Source organism: Brevibacillus sp. NL20B1 (assembly GCF_018195675.1).
GTDB lineage: Bacteria > Bacillota > Bacilli > Brevibacillales > Brevibacillaceae > Brevibacillus > Brevibacillus aydinogluensis.
The window spans coordinates 1-23,126 of the sequence record NZ_JAGTPT010000035.1 but is presented as its reverse complement, the minus strand read 5'-3'; the positions used below and the strand labels follow the sequence as shown (position 1 = coordinate 23,126).

General features: G+C 58.7%; 22 protein-coding genes. 15 read left to right on the top strand and 7 right to left on the bottom strand.

Translation table 11 applies throughout. The features are described 5' to 3' along the window. Window positions 1-211: 211 nt before the first annotated feature. Window positions 212-1,039: an amino acid ABC transporter substrate-binding protein gene (locus tag KDN35_RS18585; protein ID WP_171566027.1), complete on the bottom strand. Its 828-nt coding sequence runs from the start codon at window positions 1,037-1,039 to the stop codon at window positions 212-214. Window positions 1,040-1,389: 350 nt separating this feature from the next. Between KDN35_RS18585 and KDN35_RS18580 the strand changes: the two genes are divergently transcribed. The 4 genes from KDN35_RS18580 to abc-f all read left to right on the top strand — a co-directional run bounded on the left by KDN35_RS18580 (window position 1,390) and on the right by abc-f (window position 6,034). Further along, entirely contained in the window at window positions 1,390-1,791 is a 402-nt protein-coding gene (locus KDN35_RS18580) for an Imm1 family immunity protein (RefSeq protein WP_171566028.1), read from the top strand. A gap of 31 nt (window positions 1,792-1,822) precedes the next feature. After that, entirely contained in the window at window positions 1,823-2,761 is a 939-nt protein-coding gene (locus KDN35_RS18575) for an AEC family transporter (RefSeq protein ID WP_212133550.1), read from the top strand. Between the two features lie 104 nt (window positions 2,762-2,865). Then, window positions 2,866-3,651 carry a stalk domain-containing protein gene (locus tag KDN35_RS18570; protein ID WP_212133547.1) on the top strand — a complete coding sequence of 262 codons (786 nt, stop codon included), beginning with the start codon at window positions 2,866-2,868 and terminating at the stop codon, window positions 3,649-3,651. 430 nt (window positions 3,652-4,081) lie between these two features. Then, on the top strand, window positions 4,082-6,034 hold the full coding sequence (abc-f, locus tag KDN35_RS18565) for a ribosomal protection-like ABC-F family protein (RefSeq protein WP_212133545.1): 1,953 nt from the start codon (window positions 4,082-4,084) through the stop codon (window positions 6,032-6,034). A 115-nt stretch (window positions 6,035-6,149) separates the two neighbouring features. Here abc-f and KDN35_RS18560 read toward each other — a convergent pair whose 3' ends face one another. Further along, window positions 6,150-7,319, bottom strand: coding sequence for an MFS transporter (locus KDN35_RS18560; RefSeq protein WP_171566033.1), 1,170 nt, complete (start codon window positions 7,317-7,319; stop codon window positions 6,150-6,152). 174 nt (window positions 7,320-7,493) lie between these two features. Here KDN35_RS18560 and KDN35_RS18555 point away from each other — a divergent pair, with 174 nt between their 5' ends. The 6 genes from KDN35_RS18555 (at window position 7,494) to KDN35_RS18530 (ending at window position 11,661) form a co-directional block, all read left to right on the top strand. After that, complete coding sequence (locus KDN35_RS18555) at window positions 7,494-7,892, top strand: hypothetical protein (RefSeq protein ID WP_171566034.1); 399 nt, start codon at window positions 7,494-7,496, stop codon at window positions 7,890-7,892. Then, window positions 7,889-8,083, top strand: a complete 195-nt coding sequence (locus tag KDN35_RS18550) for a YqgQ family protein (RefSeq protein WP_171566035.1) — start codon at window positions 7,889-7,891, stop codon at window positions 8,081-8,083. The genes KDN35_RS18555 and KDN35_RS18550 overlap by 4 nt, the downstream gene beginning before the upstream one ends. A 152-nt stretch (window positions 8,084-8,235) precedes the next feature. Beyond that, on the top strand, window positions 8,236-8,859 hold the full coding sequence (locus KDN35_RS18545; protein WP_349291002.1) for a class I SAM-dependent methyltransferase: 624 nt from the start codon (window positions 8,236-8,238) through the stop codon (window positions 8,857-8,859). Next, window positions 8,849-9,508, top strand: coding sequence for a DedA family protein (locus KDN35_RS18540; RefSeq protein WP_171566037.1), 660 nt, complete (start codon window positions 8,849-8,851; stop codon window positions 9,506-9,508). The genes KDN35_RS18545 and KDN35_RS18540 overlap by 11 nt, the downstream gene beginning before the upstream one ends. Next, the gene (locus KDN35_RS18535; RefSeq protein WP_171566038.1) at window positions 9,477-10,178 is read left to right on the top strand and encodes a response regulator transcription factor; all 702 of its coding nucleotides are present in this window, start codon (window positions 9,477-9,479) and stop codon (window positions 10,176-10,178) included. Before KDN35_RS18540 ends, KDN35_RS18535 begins: the two co-directional genes overlap by 32 nt. Beyond that, entirely contained in the window at window positions 10,162-11,661 is a 1,500-nt protein-coding gene (locus KDN35_RS18530) for a sensor histidine kinase (protein WP_171566039.1), read from the top strand. The genes KDN35_RS18535 and KDN35_RS18530 overlap by 17 nt, the downstream gene beginning before the upstream one ends. A 27-nt stretch (window positions 11,662-11,688) precedes the next feature. Here the strand turns inward: KDN35_RS18530 and KDN35_RS18525 are convergent, their stop codons facing one another. Both KDN35_RS18525 and KDN35_RS18520 read right to left on the bottom strand, forming a co-directional pair. Beyond that, window positions 11,689-12,135: an NUDIX hydrolase gene (locus KDN35_RS18525; RefSeq protein ID WP_171566040.1), complete on the bottom strand. Its 447-nt coding sequence runs from the start codon at window positions 12,133-12,135 to the stop codon at window positions 11,689-11,691. 143 nt (window positions 12,136-12,278) lie between these two features. Beyond that, window positions 12,279-12,443 (bottom strand): hypothetical protein, encoded by a 165-nt coding sequence (locus tag KDN35_RS18520; protein WP_212133543.1) that lies wholly within the window; start codon window positions 12,441-12,443, stop codon window positions 12,279-12,281. Window positions 12,444-12,550: 107 nt separating this feature from the next. Between KDN35_RS18520 and tkt the strand changes: the two genes are divergently transcribed. From tkt to KDN35_RS18505, 3 genes are all read left to right on the top strand, one after another. Then, entirely contained in the window at window positions 12,551-14,557 is a 2,007-nt protein-coding gene (gene tkt / locus KDN35_RS18515; protein ID WP_171567611.1) for a transketolase, read from the top strand. Window positions 14,558-14,736: 179 nt separating this feature from the next. Continuing rightward, window positions 14,737-17,247, top strand: a complete 2,511-nt coding sequence (locus KDN35_RS18510) for a transglycosylase domain-containing protein (protein ID WP_212133541.1) — start codon at window positions 14,737-14,739, stop codon at window positions 17,245-17,247. A 100-nt stretch (window positions 17,248-17,347) separates the two neighbouring features. Further along, on the top strand, window positions 17,348-17,695 hold the full coding sequence (locus tag KDN35_RS18505; RefSeq protein ID WP_171567613.1) for a hypothetical protein: 348 nt from the start codon (window positions 17,348-17,350) through the stop codon (window positions 17,693-17,695). A gap of 125 nt (window positions 17,696-17,820) precedes the next feature. Here the strand turns inward: KDN35_RS18505 and KDN35_RS18500 are convergent, their stop codons facing one another. Continuing rightward, window positions 17,821-19,248 carry a L,D-transpeptidase family protein gene (locus tag KDN35_RS18500; protein WP_212133539.1) on the bottom strand — a complete coding sequence of 476 codons (1,428 nt, stop codon included), beginning with the start codon at window positions 19,246-19,248 and terminating at the stop codon, window positions 17,821-17,823. 66 nt (window positions 19,249-19,314) lie between these two features. On the opposite strand from KDN35_RS18500, the gene KDN35_RS18495 reads away from it, so the two are divergent. Further along, window positions 19,315-20,028, top strand: a complete 714-nt coding sequence (locus KDN35_RS18495; protein ID WP_212133537.1) for an AAA family ATPase — start codon at window positions 19,315-19,317, stop codon at window positions 20,026-20,028. Window positions 20,029-20,115: 87 nt separating this feature from the next. Here KDN35_RS18495 and KDN35_RS18490 read toward each other — a convergent pair whose 3' ends face one another. Both KDN35_RS18490 and KDN35_RS18485 read right to left on the bottom strand, forming a co-directional pair. Then, the gene (locus KDN35_RS18490; RefSeq protein ID WP_212133534.1) at window positions 20,116-20,991 is read right to left on the bottom strand and encodes a YwqG family protein; all 876 of its coding nucleotides are present in this window, start codon (window positions 20,989-20,991) and stop codon (window positions 20,116-20,118) included. Next, window positions 20,988-21,224, bottom strand: a complete 237-nt coding sequence (locus KDN35_RS18485; RefSeq protein WP_230077837.1) for a hypothetical protein — start codon at window positions 21,222-21,224, stop codon at window positions 20,988-20,990. The genes KDN35_RS18490 and KDN35_RS18485 overlap by 4 nt, the downstream gene beginning before the upstream one ends. A gap of 271 nt (window positions 21,225-21,495) precedes the next feature. Here KDN35_RS18485 and KDN35_RS18480 point away from each other — a divergent pair, with 271 nt between their 5' ends. Next, window positions 21,496-23,070: an FAD-dependent oxidoreductase gene (locus tag KDN35_RS18480; RefSeq protein ID WP_212133532.1), complete on the top strand. Its 1,575-nt coding sequence runs from the start codon at window positions 21,496-21,498 to the stop codon at window positions 23,068-23,070. The last annotated feature ends 56 nt before the right edge of the window (window positions 23,071-23,126 follow it).

The window sequence follows — 23,126 nt, the reverse complement described above, 5'->3', positions numbered from 1 at the left end:
CTGAAACAATATGACTGGTTGGAATATTGAGACCATACTAAAAGGGTTGATCCGTTTTGTCAATGTGCCAGATTTCACTCCGTCACAAACGGGATGGAGGCCGGTCAAGCCTCCGTTTATTGGCTGTAATTTCTTGGCTGTAAGAAGAAAAGTGGCCGACCTCCACTCCGACCGGAATCAGAGGCCGTGCCACCTGGCAAGCCAACCTGGGTTATTGGCTGATGTCTTTGCCAAACCATTTTTGGGAAATTTGCTTCAGCGTGCCGTCCTGCTTCATGCTCTCCAGCACCTTGTCGATCTCTTGCACCAGTTCGTCGCTGCCTTTGCGGAACATGAAAGCGCACGGGACGCCTTCCTGGTTCTCCTTGACGATCTTGATCGGCGTGTTCGGCTTCTGTTTCAGGAAGTCGAGGACGGACAGGTTGTCGTTGATCACGACGTCAACGCGCTTGGTGGAAATCAGATCGATGGCGTTGTTGAAATTGTCGACGGCGACGATTTCGGCGCCCAGTTCACGTGCCATGTCAGCGTAGTTGCTGGTCATCGACTGGCCGGCTTTCAGGCCTTTGATGTCCGAGAAGTCCTTCACTGTGTTGTTGTCCTTGTGCGTCACCAAGACAGCGCGGGAAACGGAGTACGGCTGGGAAAAATCGTATTTTTCCTGGCGGTCCGGCTTGATGCCTACCTGGTTGGCGATCACGTCAAAGCGTTTGGCGTCGAGACCGGCGAACATCGCGTCCCACTGTGTCTCCTGAAAGACTGGCTCCACGCCGAGCCGTTTGGCCACTTCGGTAATGACGTCCACGTCGTAGCCGGTCAGTTTTCCCGATTGATCGTGGAACGTAAACGGGGCATAGGTGCCTTCCGTGCCGATGACCAGTTTGCCTTCTGCCTTTACTTTCTCCAGCAGGTTTTGCGTGGAGGCCTCACCGTTGGAAGCACCAGATTGTTCAGGCTGGGCAGGCGTTGTGGACGTGCCGCAGCCGGTAATACCAAGTAGCAAACTAGTAATTAAAGCTGCACAAACCCATTTTTTCATCGAGAAACCCCCACTAAGTTGATATGAATTTCATGGGATCATACTAAAAGGCTTTGCCGTATTTGTCAATGACCAGAAACAACCGGCCTCCCATTTTTTTAGGATACCCAAAATATGCGGAACATGATGGCTGTGGACCAGATTGGCAGATTGGCTTTGCCTGTACCGTTACGGCAGTGAAGTTCGTGGTTGAGTCTGCATACGAAGAGGCGTACAATAGGAACGAAGTGAAAGAGCCCCCCTTTCCCGGAAAGCGGGGGCTGCTGTTTCTGGCATCATCACACCAATGAATCACGGACTCCGGCGGCACTCGTGGCGATTAGGCCGGAGAGAAAAAAGGAGATTTTACGATGTTAAACGACTGGCGCATGTATACAGACGAAACCGGCACGGAGCAAAACCATACAGCCTGGCACGAGGTGCTGAAGGCGATCGCCCAACTGGACGGCACGACCAGGACACTGGTGCACGCCGCGTACGGCGACCACGTGGATTTGGTGGTGGCCGGCGGAAATCAGGGACTCGTCCTGGTGCAGTGGAAAGAACACGAGCCAGTCGAGCGCCATTACGTGCTGGCGCAGGACAAGCCGGCAGCCGTCATGACTACCCTGACGATCGAAGGCAGCGAGGTGGCTTTTCCCGCCGCTTGGTGTGTACCGCTGGAGCAGGCAATTCCCGTCTGCGGCGACATTTTGCGCACCTGCGAAAAAGGAGAACCGAACGGCCTCACCTGGCAGCCGGTAGAGATGTAGCACAGGGACGAGGCACCGGAGGTCGTCGACGATGGAAATGAACACGCTTATTCAATCGATCCTGGTGATGGCGGCGATCATCGGCATCGGTGCGGTGATCGGCATCCGCCAGCCGCTCGCGGCCGATTCCCGCCAGCTCCTGATCACGATTATTGTCAATGTGGCGATGCCCTGCATCATATTAGACGGGGTATTTCAAACGCCGATTGACGATCGTCTCATGCTGCAAATCTTCGGAATATTCGTTGTTTCTGTACTATTAAACTGCCTGGGCATTCTCATCGGCTGGCTGGGGGCGCGAACGCTGCCGCTGTCTGCCAAAAAGCGGCGCGAACTGGCTATTCTCTCCGGTTTGGGCAATACTGGATTTATCGGCCTTCCCCTGTGCGCTGCCCTGTTTGGGCCGAAAGGGGCGGTGCTCGCCGCCGTCTTTGACGCCGGACTTGATTTTGTCATGTGGACCGTGGCGGTGATGATGCTGCAGGAGAAAGCGAGGTTCTCGCTGAAGGGACTGAAAGCGATGGTCAACATTCCGATGATCGCCATCGTTGCCGGTCTCGGCTTTGCGATGTCCGGCCTGACGCCGCCCGAACCGGTGAAGCAGTTGGCTGCAGCGCTGGCCCGGCTGGCTTCTCCCCTGGCGATGCTCTACATCGGCATGCTGCTGCCGCTCCTCCTGCGCAACAAGCGGCAGGTGTCCCTGCCGTTGTTGGGCGTGCCGCTTATGTTCAAGCTGTTTGTGTTTCCGCTCTCGGCAGCGCTGCTGTTGTCCCAACTGCACGTGGACGCGGAGATTACCCGCGTCGCGATTGTTCAGGTGGCCATGCCGACGGTGGCGATGGCGTCCATCCTGTTCGCCCGGTACGCGGCCGATGAGGAGATGGGGGCGATGACGACGGTCTTTTCCACGCTGCTCGCACTCTTGACGATTCCCGCCGTGCTGATGGTGGGCAGTATGTTGATCCGCTGACTGCGGTCGAAGCGGTTTTGGATGTTCATGAAACATTTCCCATCTCCAAGCAGTCATACAAGGTAAACAGCAACACAAGATGTAACAGATTGGAGGAATTGCGCATGAAATGGAAGAAGGCTGTGGCCTGCGCCGTCGGGCTGCAACTGCTCCTCACCGTTCCGGTTGTGGCTGATGTAACCGCCAAGATCACAGTGAACGGACACGCCGTGCAATGGAAGCACGAGGCGATTACAGTCAACCAGCGAACCTATGCGGCTGCGGCGGATGTGAGCGAGTTTCTGCAAGCCGCCTGGAAGGTGGAGGGCAATACAGGGGTGCTGTCGCTGCCATCAAACAGGACTCTTGCTTTCAAGCTGAACACCGGCGAGGTGGCCGTCGACGGGAAGTGGACCACGATCGAGCACGGAGCCCGGGAGTACAACGGCACTGTCTATCTGCCGCTTCGCTGGGTAATCGAACAGGCGGGGCTTTCGATTCAATGGAACCCAACCACGAAGGAGGTGGATATCGTGAAGCCAAAAGGAGACGATGATGCGTTCAAAGTGCTTGAGAACGGGCAATTGAGCGCAGAGGAGAAAGCATTTGTCCAGAAGGTGAAGGAGCAGCGGGGCGTGCACAACCTGGGTGACTTGTACGTGATCGCCCTCGGTCAGGCGCCCAATCCCGGTTACGGTTTGAAGGTGACCGGTACGGAGTGGAGCTTGGAGCAGCTCAAGGTGTACGTCAAGCAGACCAAGCCGGAACCGGGCAGGCTCTACGCCCAGGTGATCACCTATCCGTATCTGGTCGCCCGGGTGAAACTGCCGCCGAACACGACCATCCAGTTTTACGATGCCGATACGAAACAGCCGTTGTTTGAACAGCAGAAGATCCAGCCGGGCCGATGAGGGTCCGGTTTTTTGTTGCCTTTTCCAAACCGGATGCTGTAAAGTAGAATGTATAGAAACGATTGGTGCGATTATCTTGGGTAAGGAGGTGCAGGTACGTGTTTGGGGCTGTTCAAGCGTGGTTTGTGGTAGAAGTTACCAGCATGACGCATGAGGAATTCCGCCAAGGGGGTAGTCTGCCCTTTTTTAGCCATACAATTGAGCGGAATCAACCAAGGCGTACCATGCATCGATAACCCATCGTCTGTCCGATTGTGCAACGATGCCGCAGGTGTAGGCCTGCGGCTTTTTTGCGTCCAAAAACGGCCGACGGCGCCTGTGTGGCCCGGAGGAGGAGGCGATATTCACGTTTCCTGAGCGGGAGCGGGCCCGCTTGGCCGGACCTGTTTGTCGGGCAGGGCGGTGGCACAACCCAAGGAGGCGTATTTTCATGATCATCATCGCAACCCAACACGTGCAAAAGTCGTTCGGAATCGACCCCGTTCTGCGGGATGTCACGCTGGAAATCAAGGCGGGGGAGCGGATCGGCATCGTCGGACCGAACGGCGCCGGCAAAACCACGCTGTTCAAGCTGTTGGCCGGCCTGGAGCAGCCCGACGCGGGAGAGGTATTTCGGGCGAAGGGCATCCGCTGGGCCTACCTGCCGCAGTCGCCGCAGTATCCGCCGGAATGGACGGCGCGGGACGTGATCGCCAGCGCCTTTGGCGACGTCCTGGCGATACAGGAAGAGATGCGTTTTCTGGAGCAGGAGATGAGCCGCGTCAGTGAAGCGGATCGTGAGTTGGAGCGGCTGATCGGGCGCTACCAGACGCTGCAGTCCGAGTTTGAGCGGCTGGACGGCTATCAGTGGGAAGCCCGAATGGCACAGGTGACGGACGGCCTGGGTCTCTCCGAGGCATTTTTGTCCACGCCTTTTTCGCGGTTGAGCGGAGGGGAACAGACCAAGACCGGGATGGCCAAACTGCTCTGCCAACAGAGCGACGTACTGCTCCTGGATGAGCCGACCAACCATCTCGACCTGGAGGCGATGGAGTGGCTGGAGGGATTTTTGCGCGACTATCCGGGAACGGTGCTGATTATCTCGCACGACCGCAGCTTTCTGGACGCTGTGGTCAGTTCCATCTACCACCTCGACGGAGGCGTGGTGGAACACTACACCGGCAACTACAGCGCCTTCGTCAAAGAGCGGGAGGAGCGGCTGCTGCACCAGTTTGCCGAGTACCAGGAGCAGCAGAAAAAGATCAAAAAGATGCAGGAAGCGATCAAACGGCTGAAGGAGTGGGGCAACCGCTCCAATCCGCCCAACGAGGCGTTTCACCGCAGGGCGAAAAGCATGGAAAAGGCGCTGAACCGGCTGGAGCGGATCGAACGGCCCCGTCTGGAAGCGAAGCGGATGGGCCTGGAGTTTCACAAGGCGGAGCGGAGCGGCGAAGAGGTGTTGGTCGCGGAGGGTGTGAGCAAGTCGTTCGGGGGAAAGCAGCTGTTTGACGGCGCCTCTCTTCTGCTGCGGTACGGCGAACGAAAAGCGATCCTCGGGCCCAACGGCTGCGGCAAGTCGACGTGGATCAGGATGATGGTGGGCGAGCTTCCGCCCGACGCGGGTACGGTACGGATCGGAAGCAGTGTAAAGCTCGGCTATCTCTCCCAGCGGGCGCTGGAGGGGGACCAGGAGCGGCGGGTGATCGACGTGTTTCGCGAGACGGCGGCCGTCTCCGAGGCGGAAGCGCGTCACCGGCTGGCGGCGTTTATGTTTTACGGCGAACAGGTGTTCAAAAAGATCAGCCAGTTAAGCGGCGGGGAGCGGATGCGCCTGCGGCTGGCGCAGTTGATGCACCAGGACATCAACCTGCTGGTGCTGGACGAGCCGACCAACCACCTGGACATCGAGGCGCGCGAAACGCTGGAGGAGGCGCTGGCCGACTTTCAGGGATCACTGCTCATCGTCTCCCACGACCGGTACTTTTTGCAAAAGATGGTGGACGGCGTTTACTGGGTGGAAAACGGCCGGCTGGTCCACTACGAGGGCACCTTTGAAGAAGCGCGGGAAAAACGAAGACAGCGGCTCAGCGGGGCAGCCAGCCGGACAGCGGAGAACAAGCGGAAAGCGGTGGAGCCGCTGCAGCGTGAACAGAGCCCGCATTCTGAAACAATGCCGCACACGATGAAACCGGCCAGTTCCCGCAAGCGGCCCAACCTGTACAAGCTGGCGGAATTGGAACGGGCGATTGCCGAGCGGGAAGCCCGGCGGGATGAGGTGACGGCCCTGCTGTCCGGCGGCGAGACGGACTACCGGAAACTGATCGACTACCAGCAGGAACTGGAGCGCTTGACGGAGGAGATCGACGCTCTGTACCGCGAGTGGATGGAGCGGCAGGAGGGCTAGACGGGAGAGCAGGCAAACGCTGCTCATTGTAAAAACAACAGCGGGGAAGGCACGGACTTGACCAGGCCTTCCCCGTTTTCACAGGGTATTCGATTACAAAAGGATGGTAGTCATCCTACGCTTGGGCGCTGGGCTCCGGCAGCCGGTGGTAGCGGGCGCGGAACAAGATCAGCATGACGACCATCAAGATGCCGCCGAGGAGAAACGGACCGCTTTGGTACCATTCGTAGACGGCACCGCCGGCCAGCGGACCGAGGATGCGTCCCAGGCTGTCGATGGAGCTGATCGTTCCACTGGTGACACCCTGGCCCTGGGTGGTCCGCTGCGTGATCATTGCCGTACCGGTAGCGCGAATCATGCCCTGCCCCGCTCCGAACAGGGAGAGCGTGAGTGTCAGCGCCCAGAAATTGGCGGCCAGCGGAATGGCAAAGAAACCGATGCCGTAGAGGATCAGGCCGATGGCCAGGACGAGCGGCTCGCCCAGCGATTTCACCATTTTGCCGATCAGTCCACCTTGCACGAAGGCGGAGATGATCCCCATGACGAGAAACATGTAGCCGAGGTCTTTCGATGAGTACCCGTACAAATCGTTTATGTAGAGGGCAAAGGTCGTCTCCAGACCGGCAAAGGCAAACGAGACGATGAACATGATGCCGTACAAAAGCGAGAGCGGTCCAAACAGTGCAGTCAGCGGATTCCCCCGCTTGACCCGGGAACTGCCCGTCCGCTTCTCCCGCGGCAGGCTTTCCGGCAGCGCAAACAGAATGATCAGAAACGTCAACAGCGCCACGCCGCCGGAGACGAAAAACGGAACGCCAAAGCCCCATCCGCTCAACAGGCCGCCGAGAACGGGACCAAACACGAAGCTGAGGCCGACTCCGGCCCCGATCACGCCCATACCTTTCGCCCGTTCATCAGGCGGAAACAGGTCGGCCACCATCGCCGTGACCGTCGGCATTGCGGCAGCTGAGACGATCCCGCCGATGATCCGGTAGGCCAGCATCTCGGCATAGCTTTCAGCCAGGCCGAACAGGATGAAGGTGACGGAAAATCCGAACAAGCCAAAGGCGATCAACGGTTTTCGCCCGATCCGGTCGGACAGCATGCCCCAGATGGGAGCGAACAACAGCTGCATGATGTTGTAGCTGGCAAACAGAATGCCGATCTGCAGTGAAGAGGCGCCGACGTCTTCGGCGAAATACGGAAGGATCGGTATGATGATGCCAAAACCCAGCATGGTGAGGAAGGCGACCAAAAACAGCAGGGAAAGGTACTTCTTTTTCACGTGAACCATACCTCTTTCCAAACAGTTTGTCATGCTGTATCCACCTTACGGGATGGTTTTGTCGAAGTCAAGCGATTCGCCGGGGACGACGATGCTCCGCCGACGTGATATACTAACAGGAAGTTACACATTAAATTGAACTGCGATCTATCTGCACATAAGGGGTTGTCTATGATGTCTACTGGACTGATCTACTACCTGGCATGGGAAGAAGACGACTGGCTTGACGAACTGCTTGACCGCTTTCCCGAGCTGAACGCGCTGGTGCCTTCAGCCAAGACGTTTCAGATGATGCAGGAGATGCGCCGAACAGGCGAAGTGGAGCGATGCGTCATCGTCCTCAACGCCGCTGTCGAACAGGAAAAGTGCCATCAGTTTTTACGGCTGCTGGCGAAAGACGAGCAATTGTCCCGCGATCCGCTGTACATCGTCGGGCTGAAACCGGAGGAGCAGGCCGCCTGGCAGGAAGCGTACCCGCACGCCAACATTATCGTTATCACCGGGTTTGCCGTCGAGTTTGACTACGATGCCGTGCTGACCCGCATGGCGGCCGATCTGGAGGGAGAGCGTTGAAGGAACGGCCGGACGACTTCGACCTGAATGCCTTTTTGCAGCGATATGGTCTGTTCATCTACACCGGCGACCCGGAGGGGGACCTCCTGTTGATCGAAGACGAAATCCGTGAACTGTATCAGCTCGGCATCATCGACAAGGAGGAGATGGTGCAGGCGCTGGCAGCCCTGCGCAAGAGGAAAACAGTCTAGAAAGACTGTTTTTTCTTATGACTGGAGAAGTATGCAGCAAGATCCGCTTCAGGCCACCGCCGGCAATCTTCAGAAATTCTTAAGCATTTCTCTCTCTTTTTGCTAAGGTTTCCGCGATAGGATAGGGACAACAAAGAGAGGGAGTGACAGGAATGATGAAAGGCACGTCTGAACGGATAGGCATGCCGACGTCGGGACGGGGGCCGATTGCGGACGGGCTGCTGTTTGCCGGCAAGTTTTTGCGCTCGCCCCGAACGGTCGGCAGCATCATGCCAAGTTCCCGCCAGCTTGCCCGGCGGATGCTGGCGCCGATTGACTGGACGACAGCGACAGCCGTGGCGGAGTTGGGGGCGGGCACGGGCGTGTTTACCCGGATGATCCGTGAGCTGAAACCACCCGGCTGTACGGCGCTGATTCTGGAGAAGGATGACGGGATGCGCCGGCAGTTGGCCGCGCGTTATCCGGACCTGCATGTCGGCGGGGATGCGCGGGAGCTGACCGGGATCATGGAAAGATGCGGCATCGAACGGCTGGACGCGGTGGTGTGCGGGCTGCCGTTTGCCAATTTTCCGCAGGAACTGCGGGACGCCATCATGGACCAGGTGGAAGCGGCGCTGAGGCCCGGGGGCGTGTTCGTCTGTTTCCAATACTCGCTGCAGATGAGAAAGCAGCTGGCGGCGCGGTTTGGCCGCGTGGAGATCCGCTTTGTGCCGCTCAATCTTCCGTTTGCGTTTGTCTACGTCTGCCGGAAGCGGGGGAATCACGATGCCGGCTGACTTCCTGACACAGATGGTGGAACAATACGGGTATTTCGCGCTGTTTTTCTCCTTGTGGCTGGGCATTGTCGGCATGCCGATTCCCGACGAGATGATCGTCATGTCGGCTGGGGCCCTTACTGCCCAAGGGTGGCTGGACCCGCTGCCGGCGTTTGCAGCCGTCTATCTGGGTGTCGTTTCCGGATTGTCACTCGGGTACGTGCTGGGGTATAACGTAGGTGCACCGATTCTGCAGTGGGTCGTCCGCAAGGGCAAAGGCAAGCGCTATCTGACCAAAGCGGAGCAGCTGATAGAGCAGTACGGCAGTTGGGCGCTCTGCCTCAGCTACTTCTTTCCGGTCGTGCGCCATCTGGTGCCGTATCTGGTGGGCATCCAGCGCATGCCGCTGCGCCGCTACGCGATCTACGCCCTGCCCACCGGATTCGTCTGGACCATCAACTATTTTTGGGCCGGCCGCCTGTTTGGCCGCCATCTGGACGTGATCGCCCAAGGCGTGCAAATGTACGGCCGGATTACCTTGGCCGCGCTGTTGTGCATCGGGGCGGCGTACTGGCTGATCAGGCAGAAGTGCTGGGCCGTGTCCGTCGAAACAGAATCAACCACGGGGGGAAATGAGAGTGGAGGAAATCACTGTGCTGGTCGTGGATGACGACGAGGAGATCCGCAACCTGATCGCCATTTACCTGCAAAACGAGGGGTATCGCGTGCTGAAGGCGGCTGACGGTATGGAAGCGCTGGAGGTCCTCAAGCAAAACGAGGTGCACCTGCTCGTCCTGGACATCATGATGCCGCGGCTGGACGGCATTCAAGCCTGTCTGAAAATCCGCGAAGAACAGCACATGCCGATCATCATGCTGTCCGCCAAATCGCAGGACATGGACAAGATCTACGGCCTTAGCACCGGAGCGGACGACTACATGACCAAGCCGTTCAACCCGTTGGAACTGGTGGCCCGCGTCAAGTCGCAGCTGCGGCGATACCTGCGGCTCAATCAGGGATACACGGCCCGGGAAGACGAAATCGAGATCGGCGATTTGACGATCAACACGGCGACGCGCGAGGTGAAAGTGAACGGCCGGGACGTGAAGCTGACGCCGACCGAATTTGCCATTCTGGAGCTCTTGGCCCGCAATCGGGGCGTCGTATTCAGCACGGAACAGATCTACGAGCGGGTGTGGAAGGAGCCGTTTTGCCAGTCGGACAACACGGTGATGGTTCACATCCGGAAAATTCGCGAAAAGATTGAGGAAGATACACGTAAGCCGCGATACATCAAAACCGTGTGGGGAGTGGGGTATAAAATTGAGAGCGTTGTTTAGAGGGCTGTCGCCGTTTAACGTGACTCGCCGCCTGTACCGCTGGACGATGAAAGCCGTTCGGCGCGCCGTGGAACACTTTCGGCGGAGCCTGCGCCTGCAGTTGATCACCACCTTTGTTTTTTGCCTGCTGGCTGCCCTCCTGGCGGCGACTCTCGCCCACGGGATGACCGAGACGCTGTATAAGCGGCCGTACGTCGACTACACCCTAAGCATGCAGCGGATGGACTGGGAGACAAGGCATCTGGCCACGATCATCCGGGATCAGAGCGAAACGGACATATCGGCCCTGCAGCCGATGCTGGACAACTTCGAGCAGGATGTCGGGCTGCGGATGCTGTTGGTCAACCTGGATGGCAAGGTGCTGCTCAAGTCCGCCAAGGCCACAGAGAGCCAGGTCGATTTGTACAGCGTCATCAGCAGGGCGATGGAGCTGCGCCTTGATCTCAACGTGTTCCACCCCCAAGAGTTTGTCGCCTTTTACCCGGTGGAACTGGCCGGACAAAAAGGCTACCTGATCGCCCGCGGGATGCCGGAGGCGAACATCCGCTATGAGAGCACAGGGGTCAACATGATTTCTGTGCCTGTGTTTTTAGTTGTCCTCATTTATCTGTTTTATCGGTTTACCAGGCGGAAAACAGGCTATATCGAGGAATTGGCCGACAGCCTGCTCGTCATCTCGCAGGGCAAGCTGGATCACCGCGTCGAGGTGCGGGGCGAAGACGAACTGGGCTCGCTTGCCCGCAACATCAACCGGATGGCGCAGGATCTGCAGGAAAACATCGAACGGGAACGGCAGGCGGAGAAGACCAAAAACGAACTGATCACCAATGTCTCGCATGATTTGCGCACGCCGCTCACCTCGGTGCTCGGTTACCTGCGCCTGCTGAAAGACCACCCTGCAGGAGGGCTGGAGCAGCAGGAGTACACGCGGATCGCCTATGAGAAGGCGGAACATCTGAAGCGGCTGGTGGAGGATTTGTTCGAATACACCACGCTCAGCGGCCAAGGGGTCCAGCTCTATCGGCAGACCATCTGCATGAACGAACTGGTGGAGCAGTTGGTGGAGGAGTACGTGCCGCTGGCGGAGGAACAGCAGCTCAGCTTTTGCAAAGCGCTGCCCGACGAACGGCTGTACGTCAGCGTGGACCCGGAAAAGTTCGTGCGCGTGCTGGAAAACCTGTTCAGCAACGCGATCAAGTACGGCAAAAAACCGGGCAGCATCGGCGTAACGCTCGCCCGAGAGGCAGACGGCATCCGCTTGTCGGTGGCCAACAGGGCAGATGAGATGGCCCCGGAGGCGCTGAACCGACTGTTTGAACGCTTTTACCGGGTGGAGCAGTCCCGCTCGCGCAAAACAGGCGGTTCCGGGCTGGGGCTGGCCATCGTCAAGAGCATCGTCGAACTGCACGGCGGCAGCATCAAGGCAGACTACCGCGACGGCGTTCTGTCGTTTCACATCTGGCTGCCGGTCCCTGGCTCATAACGGTCAAGGCCCGGTGAGGAGCGGCGTCTAGCCTTGCTCGTCCCATCCGAAGCTGTCGAACCACTTGCCCGCGCGGTAGTTGTGAATCGCCTGACGGACGTACGGGATCACGTTGGCGGGCAGGTCGTCCATGTCGCACCAGCGCAGCTCGTCGCATTTATCCGGCTCGGCGTTGACGATCTCGCCTGACCACGTGCTGGCGGTGAGAAAGAAGTCGATCCGCTCGTCCGTCGATTTGCGGTGCATCACGCCGACCACGTCCAGATCGGCCGGGTCGATGTCGATGCCGCATTCCTCTTTTGCTTCCCGAATGGCCGCTGCCTTCACTTCCTCTCCGCCGTCCAGATGTCCGGCAGGGACGCTGTAGTTGCCGTCCTCGTAGCCCGTATTGAAGCGGCGCAGCAAAAGCAGCTCGTTTCCCCGCCGGAGAAACAGGTGGACGGCGGCGGGCATGGTGAACCATTTTCTGCTCATGCAAACCTCCAACGTTTTACGACATGATTGCAAACATTTTAATTATTCCGCCAAGTTTTCCCATCTGTCAACGAAGCGGCTGAAGAAGCCGCTTTCATTTATTTTGAGTCAGCGTGCCGGCCGAGCTGTTGGGAAGAGCGCAGTCACTCCCCCTGCACTTCTTTTGCCCCCCGGTGCTGCTCCGCGCTTTTTTTCCGCAGCGCCTGATCCCGTTTTTGCTTCAGCGGGGAGTTTGACATGGCGTAAAACAGCATGCCGAAACCGGCCAGTCCCAATACGATGCCGATGATCAGATACAGGGTCGACATCAACCCGGACCACCTCCTTTTTCCACGTCGGACATGATTGTGCCGCCGAACTGTGCTATAATTGGTTCGTCGTTTACCCGTAAAAAAACGCAGGGAGGATTTGCTTGATGACTCAGCACACGTCTGTCGATCAACTGGCGATCAACACGATCCGCACGCTGGCCATTGACGCTATCGAAAAAGCCAACTCCGGCCACCCGGGGATGCCGATGGGAGCGGCACCGATGGCGCATGTCTTGTGGAGCCGTTTTATGAAGGTAAACCCGCGCAATCCGCAATGGATCAACCGGGACCGCTTCGTGCTGTCTGCGGGACATGGTTCAATGCTATTATACGCCATGCTGCACCTGATGAAATACGATGTTTCGTTGGAAGACATACATAACTTCCGCCAATGGGGCAGCAAGACTCCAGGCCATCCGGAGTACGGTCACACGCCCGGCGTGGACGCGACGACCGGTCCGCTGGGTCAGGGGATTGCCATGGCTGTCGGGATGGCGATGGCGGAGAAGCACTTGGCGGCTGTCTACAACCGCGACGGGTTTGACATCGTCGACCACTACACCTACGTCATCTGCGGCGACGGCGATTTGATGGAGGGCGTCTCCAGCGAGGCCTCTTCGCTGGCCGGCCACCTGAAGCTGGGCAAGCTGATCGTGCTCTACGATTCCAACGACATTTCGCTTGACGGCGAGCTGTCCCGTTCCTTCTCGGAAAATGTGGCGCAGCGCTACCAGGCGTACGGCTGGCAGTACCTGCGCGTCGAGGACGGCAACGATCTGGCGGCGATCGAGGCGGCCATCGCCGAAGCGAAGCAGGATCTGGATCGCCCGACCCTGATCGAGGTAAAGACGGTGATCGGTTACGGCAGCCCGAACAAAGGCGGCTCCAACGCGTCCCACGGCGCACCGCTGGGCAAGGAAGAAGTGAAGCTGACCAAGGCAAACTACCAGTGGCCGCATGACGCAGAATTCCACGTTCCTGCGGAAGTAGCCGACTACTACGCCAAACTGGCGGCAGCAGGTGAACAAGCGGAAGCGGCATGGCGCGAACGCTTTGCCGAATACGCCAAGGCGTATCCGGAGCTGGCCCGTCAGTTCCAGACGGCTGCGGACGGTCAACTGCCGGCTGGTTGGGACAGCCAACTGCCGACCTACGAAGCGGGAACCAAGCTGGCCACCCGCGCTGCATCCGGCAATGCGATCAACGCGTTGGCCAAAACGGTTCCGTACCTGTTCGGCGGTTCCGCTGACCTGGCTCACTCCAACAACACCATGATCAAAGAGGCGGGGAACTTCCTGCCGGGCAGCTACGACGGCCGCAACATCTGGTTTGGTGTGCGCGAGTTTGCGATGGGAGCTGCCCTCAACGGGATGGCGCTGCACGGCGGACTGAAGGTATACGGCGGCACGTTCTTCGTCTTCTCCGATTACCTGCGTCCGGCCATCCGCCTGTCCGCGCTGATGAAGCAGCCGGTGGTCTACGTCTTCACGCACGACTCGATCGCCGTCGGGGAAGACGGACCGACGCACGAGCCGATCGAACAGCTCGCTTCGCTGCGGGCGATGCCGGGTCTCACAGTGCTGCGTCCGGCCGACGCCGTGGAGACCAATGAAGCGTGGAAGTACGCCATCTCCCGCACGGATGAGCCAGTCATCCTGGTGCTGACGCGTCAAAACCTGCCGGTGCTCAACGAAACGATCGAGAAGGCTGCTGAAGGGGTAGGCAAAGGGGCCTACGTACTGGCCGACGCGCCGGACGGCAACCCGCAGCTCGTCCTGATCGCCACCGGTTCCGAAGTCTCCCTCTGCATGCAGGCTCGCGAAGTGCTGGCCGCCAAAGGCATTCAGGCGCGCGTTGTCTCCATGCCGAGCTGGGAGCTGTTTGAACGGCAGCCGCAGGAGTACCGCGACGCCGTGATCCCGCCGACGGTAAAAGCCCGTCTGGCTGTGGAAATGGCCTCTCCGCTGGGCTGGGAGCGCTATGTCGGCGACGGCGGCAAAGTGCTGGGCATCAACCAGTTTGGCGCATCCGCTCCGGGCGAACGGATCATGACAGAGTACGGTTTTACCGTGGACAACGTGGTGGCAGAAGCGGAAAAGCTGCTCAAGTAACGATCCCTTTTTGTAAATACTCTTATTGCGTGAAAAAGCCTGTTCTCCTTGGGAGACAGGCTTTTTCCAGTGACAAACGGGCGCAGATATGGAATCATAGACGGGGGGCGGACAGAAACTTTTTTGAAAAGGTTCCGTCTATATGATGTGGGAGAGAGAAAGTAACCAGGAGGTCATTCATGGCAACAAAGGCCAAGCAACGAGGGAAGAAGAAAAAGAAGAAATTGCTGATGTTTGCCGTATCCTTTACGGTCTTTCTAATCTTCAGCGTCATCGGCGGATACTTTGTCTTGCTGTACGCCGGTGAAAAAATGATTGAAACGCAGATACAGAAACTGGAGGCACTGAAATCGGAGCCTACGGTGATTTATGACAAAGACGGTAATGAAATCACGAAACTGCTGCGTGAAAAGAACACCAAATACGTACCGCTCACCCAGATGCCGGATCATTTGATCAACGCCTTTATCGCAACAGAAGACCGTCGCTTCTTTGAGCACAAAGGCGTGGACATGTTCCGGATCGGCGGCGCGATCATCAACGACATCCGCAAGGGGTCGCTCGCGGAAGGGGGCAGTACGATCACGCAGCAGCTCGCACGACGAGTATTCCTCTCCCTGGAACAGACGTTTTGGCGCAAGACGAAGGAAGTCTGCATCGCTATGGCCTTGGAACGCCGATATTCCAAGGATCAGATTCTGGAGATGTACCTGAACCAGATTTACTTCGGGGAAGGCGCCTACGGCGTGGGTGACGCCGCCCAGCGCTATTTTGACAAAGATGTAACCCAGCTCGATCTGCACGAGTCGGCCATGCTGGCGGCCATTCCGAAAGCGCCGACCACCTACTCGCCGTTTAACAATCCGGACAAGGCGAAATTGCGCCGCGACACCGTGCTGCGCCTGATGAGCGAGCAAGGCTTCATCACCCAGGAGCAAAAGGTGACGGCCCAAGCCAAACCGGTGCCGGAAGAGACCGATGAGACGAAGGCAGGCGGCGGGTTGAAAAAAGGCTACCGGGCGTTTTACGACTACGTGATCCGTGAGGCCGAGGCGAAGTACGACGTTACGGAAGAGGATCTGTACCGCGGCGGCTGGAAGATTTACACCACGTTCAACCCGAAAATGCAGGACGCCATGGTGGAGGCGTATGACAACCCGGCCAACTTCCCGAAACCGGGGCCGCAGCGGGCCGTGGAGTCAGCGATGATCGTCATCGACGCCAAAACCGGCGGCATCGCCGCAATGATGGGCGGCCGCGATTACAAGCCAAAAGGCTTCAACCTGGCGACCGACATGCAGCGCCAGCCTGGTTCGTCGTTCAAGCCGCTGGCCGTTTACGCGCCGGCAATCGATTCGGATTCCAAATGGGGCCCTAATTCGTCGCTCTCCAACAAGCGGCAGGATTTCAACGGCTACGAGCCGCGAAACTACAACAACAAGTACAGCGATTCCGTCAGCATGACCCGCGCTGTGATCGATTCGTTGAACGTGCCGGCGGTCTGGCTGCTGAACGAAATCGGCATCGGGACCTCGTTGAAGTATCTGGAAAAATTCGGCATTAACCTGTCGGAAAAAGACCGCAACCTGGCGATCGCGCTGGGCGGTCTGGACAAAGGGACGTCGCCGTTGAAAATGGCGCAGGCGTACACGGCTTTCCCCAACAGCGGGGTGGTGTCTGAAGCGCACGTGATCGAGCGAATGGAGAACGAACGGGGCGGCATCCAGAAAGTTTACCAGCCGAAACAGGAGCAGGTGATCAAACCGGAAACGGCATGGAAGGTACACACCATGTTGGAGCGTGCGGTCAAGGAAGGGACGGGACGCAACGCGCGGATTTCCGGCCGCCACGTTGCCGGAAAAACCGGGACGACGCAGTCCCTCATCGGCAACAGCAGCGTCAACAAGGACGCCTGGTTCGTCGGGTACACGCCGGAGTACGTAGGCGCGGTCTGGATGGGCTATGACAAGGAAGATGCCCAGCACCTGATGCGCGAGGGCAGCAGTCTGACGGCCAAAATGTTCGCCACTGTCCTGAAAAAAGGCCTGAAAGGAGAACCGGTACGGGATTTTGAACCGCCGGCAGGCATGAAGCGGTACGAAGAGGAGAAAAAAGAGGCTGCTTCCGTGCACCTCTCCGCCGACCTGACCCTGGAAGGCAACTCGCTGAAAGTGATATTGACCTGGTCCGGCGGGGATGACGACTATACGTACGACGTGTACCGCGTATCTCCGGACAATCCGGACAATCGCCAGTTGATCGCCGCTGGAGTGAAGGATAACAGGCACGTGGATACGCTGGACTCTCCGGTCATGTACAAGTATGTCGTCGTTCCCCATGATGCGGATGGCAGGGAACTGGAGCCGTCCAACATCGCTGAAATCAACACGAAGCAATTGGAGCAGCTGCTGCAGGAAGGGGAGCACCACGACGACAGCGGCACGCATGAGGACGACGGCACGGTCGAGGGAGGAAACGGCCAGTACCCGTCCACCGGAACAGAGGGACAGGACGGAACCGGTCAGCCTGCAGACGATCAGCCTTCTGGCGGCGAAACGCCGGTGATTCCGCCGGATATCGTCCAACCAAACGGCCAGCAATTGCCCCCGAACGGCATTGAGCTGCCGCCGCCGCCGCCCGAAGATGCGGGAGGCGGCAGGCACTCGCCAGGAAACGGCCGCAACCGCTGACAGTGGAAATCTGCTGAACAGTTAGCATATTTTCGACTATTTGCACTTCCTCTCCCGCGTGGTACAATACACATAAATCGGGAGACAGGAGGGACGGTCTATGACAGACTTCGCACAAGTGGATTTGCAGGCGTTTTTTGTAGAGCAGTTGCGGCGGGCCAAGGTAAATTTTGAACGTGCTCTCGACTGTAAACACACCGATTTTGACGATTTGTATCCGTATATGAACGAACAGCCCCAGTTCTTCTGGTATAAACGCTACGTGGCGTGGTCCGAACTGCTGACTGTCGTCCGTCTGGCCGAAGAGTTGGGGATCGCGTGGACGAACGAATTCAGCAGCCAGCAGGTGGAGTTTATCAAAGGCAAAGTCCTGCAGGGCAAAGTGCTGGATCAGTGGAATCCGGAAGAAGAACAGGAAGAAGAATCCCTGAGCCATATGGAAGAATAAGCAAAGCGCGTTCCCGCAGCGGGAGCGCGCTTTTTTGCCGACGGTTCGCCGGTTTCTGTCCACCGGATGCAGGAGAGCCGCTGCCCCCATTCCGGATTGGGACAGCAGCATGTTCGTCCATCCTGTTAATGAAGCCAATGATAGACGACGCGGGGCGTTTCCTCGTCGCGGCCGGCCGGCAGGACAAACGCTGCCGGGTTGGCCCACCGGGGCACGGGAGCGGCATGGGCGGAGATGATCACTTCCGTTCCTGGCGCGACAAACGTATACAGTTCCTCGACGTCCCGGTTGTGCAGACGGATGCAGCCAAGCGAGACCGACTGGCCGATGCTGGCGGGATGGTTGGTGCCGTGGATGGCGTAGCCGTTCTGCTGAAAAATCAGGCCGCGCGTTCCGTAGATATCATCGGGACCGCGGGGATTGCTGATTTTTTGCAGTACGGAAAAGTAACCTGCCGGCGTCGAGCCGTTTTTGCCGATGGCGATCGGATAGCGCCGGACGAGGTGCGGTCCGCTGATCAGCGTCATCGCGTGCGAGTCCAGGTGGACGTGGATCTGCAGCGGCGCGAGCGGCACCGACGGCTCCGGATAGCCGCGCAGCGGGACGACGTGGCGCATGCTTTCCCAGGCCGCTTCCCGGCGAAATGCAGCCGGCTGGTATGCCCAGTCCGTGGCTCCGTACCAGGCGGGCGTCGGAGGAATGTCCGGCAGGGCGTTGCCGGGATAGGAGCGAGCCAGATCGCTCAGCTTCTGGGGCAGGCTCCCTTTTCGTTGGTAGTGGCGGTACAGGGCGCTGCGCAGGATCAGCAGGTGTTCCAGCGTGCGCTGTTCTTCTGCGAGTTGGAGCTTGGCCGTCCGCACCGCCGGATGCTGATCGCAGGCGCAGGGACGGTCAAACCACTGCTGGCTCAAGACGGTGCGGCTGACGGGGTCATACCGCAACAGACCGTGCAGTTCTCCCGGCCGGTAAAACAACAGCGGCGTAAACAGCGGCGCTCCCGTCACTTCAGGGACAACCAGCACCGTGTACGGCTGTTTGAGCGCTGTACGCCGCCCGCTCACATAGTCGTACACGTGATGGCGCAGCTGCTTGCCGTCCGTGCCGGCCGGTACGGCGATCACTTCCACGTGCGGCCGCTCCTGGCCGGATGCGTTCTTTCCATTAGTAAATGCGGCGCCTGTCGAAGCAGCCTTATCCGGCTCAGACAAAAGCCCCGGTGAAAAGGCAAATTGAGCGTGGAAAAACAAAAGGGAGGCGAGCAGCAGGCGGATTCTGCCGGCCCACAACCGCCGCCGGCGTTTGCGCAGCAGGTCCTGATAGGCCGCGGCCGCTTCTTCCGAGTAAGGGCCGTGTTTGGCGTGCAGCGCCTGGCGGTACGCGGCCAGCGCCTCGTCTATTTCGTTTCGCATCTCCCGTTCGCGGCCGAGATGGTACCAGCCAATGGCAAGGTCGGGATGCCGTTCGACGAACCATCGGTAAAAGGCGAGGTCACTCTTGTCCGGATAGGTCATGTGAAACGCGCTTTTTTCCTGGAGAAATTGTGCCTTGTTCACCGCACTCCCTCCTTACTGGAAGTATCGGCCAGGAAGCGGGGAAACGTGAGAGTGGAGGAGAGATATATGTATTTGCATGCCATTATCCTGCGCAGGGAGCTGTTTCCCGCAAAAGGGGGGTACCCGTTTAGCCTGCCTGCGTACCAGGGTGTGGAGGAAATCCCCTTGACCAGCAGCGTCACCTTTTTTATCGGCGAAAACGGCTCCGGCAAGTCGACGCTTTTGGAGGCGGTGGCTTACCAGTGCGGTTTTCACACCGCCGGCGGCAGCCGTAACAACCTTTACCACGTAGACCGGGCAGAGGCGGCTCTGGGCGATTATGTCCGCCTTTCCTGGCGTCCAAAGGTGACCAACGGCTTTTTTCTGCGCGCGGAGAGCTTTTACCAGTTTGCCAGCCACATCGACGAGGTGGAGAAAGACTATCCCACCGGGTATCGCAGCTATGGGGGGCGGTCGCTGCATGAGCAGTCGCACGGGGAGTCGTTTTTCTCGCTGTTTGCCCACCGCTTTCGCGGCAAAGGCATCTACCTTTTGGACGAGCCGGAGGCAGCCCTCTCGCCGATGCGGCAGATCGCGTTTTTGTACCTGATGCAGGAGTTGGTGGAGGAAGGAGCCCAGTTTCTCATCGCCACCCACTCGCCAATCCTGATGGGCTTCCCGGGCGCCCGCATCCTCAGCTTCGACACATCACCGCTGACAGAGGTCCGCTATGAAGAGACGGAGCACTACCAACTGACCCGCCGCTTTCTGGAGAACCCCCGGGCCTTTTGGGACATCTGACGCGATTGCCCCGACAGTGTCTGTTTTCGCGGGGGCCGTTCGACGGCCGGTCCCCACTGGCGGGGCAGCCTGTTACGATCGTCCAGCTTAGTGGTACTGATCGATGCAAACGACGAGGGAAAAGTCGGCCCGCTCCAGCGCCTCTTGCTCGATCCAGAAGTAGAGGCGGCCGATGTCCCCCCACATCATCCCCGTCTTTTCCTCTTCCGAATCCACCTGGAACAGCAGCCGCCAGCGCACAGCCTGCCGCAGCAGGGCCGCCTTATCGTTTCTGTCCGTGGAGGGATAGGCCATAAGCTGACATTCGTGCTGCATGTCCCCCTGTATCTGGTCGGGGCAGCCGAGCAGGCGATTTTTCATGTCGTCCGGATGAAGCAATTGTTCCCAGACACGCTTTCTGAACTGCTCCCAGTATCGGTCGAAATCGTCCCGGTTTTTGTTCCAGCTCATGCCTAGCTGTTCGATGTCGCTCGATTCGGCGGGCGGTACGGTCCACTCCACACGATAGTCGAGGGAGCAGGGAGAGAAACGGACGGGCGGATCGTAATCGTCCAGCTCGTTTGGCGGCGCGGTCCGCTTCAGGTCAGCGCTGTCCGGTTCCGCTACAAACAAGACTTTTGCTTTCTCCACGCTGTGGTAGAACTCATCGTCGTCGAACATTGCCGCCGCGGCGAAAAAGAAGAGGAGCAATCCCCGCTCCGGCAGTATCTTCTCCGGAAAAGGGGGCAGCTCGGCCAGGTTGATCTGCCCCAGAAACGACAGCGGATACGACTTCCAATACGGCCAGGGTGTTCCCGCCGGCAGGTCGGGGCAGCCGCCGATTTTGGATGTGCCAAGAGACAGAGATTCCTCGTCCACAGGATGCGTGAATATTCGGAATGAAGGGCGGATGAGCGGTTCAAAGCGCTCCGCGTAGCGGGACAGTCCCGCCTCATGAAGCAGTGACAAGATTTGTTTTTTCATCGGTTCTCATCAACCTGTTCGTTTTTGAGGCGCCCGACATTCGTCTCACGCAGCAAGCTGATCAGCTCGCCCAGCTTGGCGTTGCGTTCCCGGTCGCTTTCCGTTTTTTGCTTCATGAAGCGGAGCAGGCTGACGAGAACGTACACGATGAACCCGTAAAAGGCGAGCGTCAGCAGCAGGGGGACGATCATGAAAAAAGAATGGTACTCTAACGCTACTGCTCCAAAATCCATCAAGATATTCCCTCCTTTTTTAGAAAAAAACGGCAAAAACCACGAACTATTTTATCATTACTTCGCACAGTCGGCAAACGAAAGCGGGCGCGACACTTCCTGTCTGTGTCCGTTTGTGAAGCATTCGTGAACAGACGCTCGTTTGGCGGCATGTTCCTGTATGGTTGCCTTGCCACCCGGAAGCCCATCTCATACAATGGAAAAATAACAAATTATTTCAAAAATGGAGTTAAAAGCAATTTTGTGAACGAAGCGGAAGGAGTGCAGGCACATGATACGGGAACTTCATGCCGACCTGGTCATCATCGGCGGGGGCGTGGGCGGCTGTGCGGCTGCCTTGGCCGCTGCCAAACTGGGCAGAACCGTCGTCATGACGGAAGAAACATCCTGGATCGGCGGGCAGCTCACCAGCCAGGCCGTTCCGCCGGATGAACACCCCTGGATCGAACAGTTCGGCTGTACCCGCAGTTACCGGGCGTTTCGCGACGGCGTGCGCCGCTATTACCGCGATGTTTATCCGCTTACGGAAGCGGCGAGAGCCGTCCCGTACCTCAACCCGGGAAACGGATCGGTCAGCCGCCTCTGTCATGAACCGAAAGTGGCGCTGGCCGTTCTGCACCAGATGCTGGCTCCGTACGTCAACAGCGGCAGGGTGACCATACTCGTCCGGCACAGGCTTGCGGCGGCCCGCACCGTGGGAGACCGGATCGTCTCCGCGACCGTCACCCATCTGGAGACGGGGGATCGCGTGGAACTGGCGGCTCCTTATTTTCTCGACGCGACGGAGTGCGGCGACCTGCTGCCGCTGGCCGGTGTCGAATACGTGACCGGAGCGGAATCCGTCAGCGAAACGGGCGAACCCCATGCGCTGGAAGGGAACCCGCAGCCGATGGACATGCAGTCGTTCACGTATGTGTTTGCGATGGACTATCTGGAAGGGGAAGACCATACGATCGACAAACCGGCCAGCTATGAGTTCTGGCGGAACTACCAGCCCGATTTCTGGCCGGACAAGCTGCTGAGCTGGACAGGCGTCAAGCCGGATACCCATGAACCCGTTCGCTACGAGCTGTTTCCGGGGACGGACCGCTTCTCGCTGTTTCGCTACCGGCAGATTGCGGACAAGGACAACTTCACTGCAGGTTTGTACCCGAGCAGCGTCACGCTGGTCAACTGGCCGCAAAACGACTACTGGCTCGGCCCGATCATCGACGTCAGCGAGGACGAGCGGACGCGCCATCTGCATCAGGCGAAACAGCTCAGCCTGTCGCTCTTGTACTGGATGCAGACGGAAGCGCCCAGGCCCGACGGCAAACAGGGATATCCCGGACTGCGCCTGCGCCGGGACGTCCTTGGAACGGACGACGGATTTGCCATGTCCCCCTACATCCGCGAATCCCGACGGATCCGGGCGGAGTTTACCGTGCTCGAACAGCACGTCAGTCCGGCGTGCCGCCCAGACGGCAAGGCGGAGACGTTCGAAGATTCCGTCGGCGTGGGCTGCTACCGGATCGACCTGCATCCCAGCACGGGCGGCCGGAACTACCTGTACATTCCCTCCCTGCCGTTCCAGATTCCGCTCGGCTGCCTGATTCCCCTCCGGATGGAGAATCTGCTGCCGGCCTGCAAGAATGCGGGGGTCACGCACATTACCAACGGCTGCTTCCGGCTCCACCCCGTGGAGTGGAATATCGGCGAAGCGGCCGGCTTTCTGGCCGGCTACTGCCTCGAGCGGGGGATTTCCCCCCGTGCTGTCCGCAACACGCCGCAGGATTTGGCCGATTTTCAGCGGCTCCTGGTGCGGGAAGGCGTCGAGCTGGCCTGGCCGTCGATCGGCCCGGTCTGAGCACCAATCAAAAACAACAAGCGCGGGAAAGCCAACGCTGACCCGCGCTTGTTTCG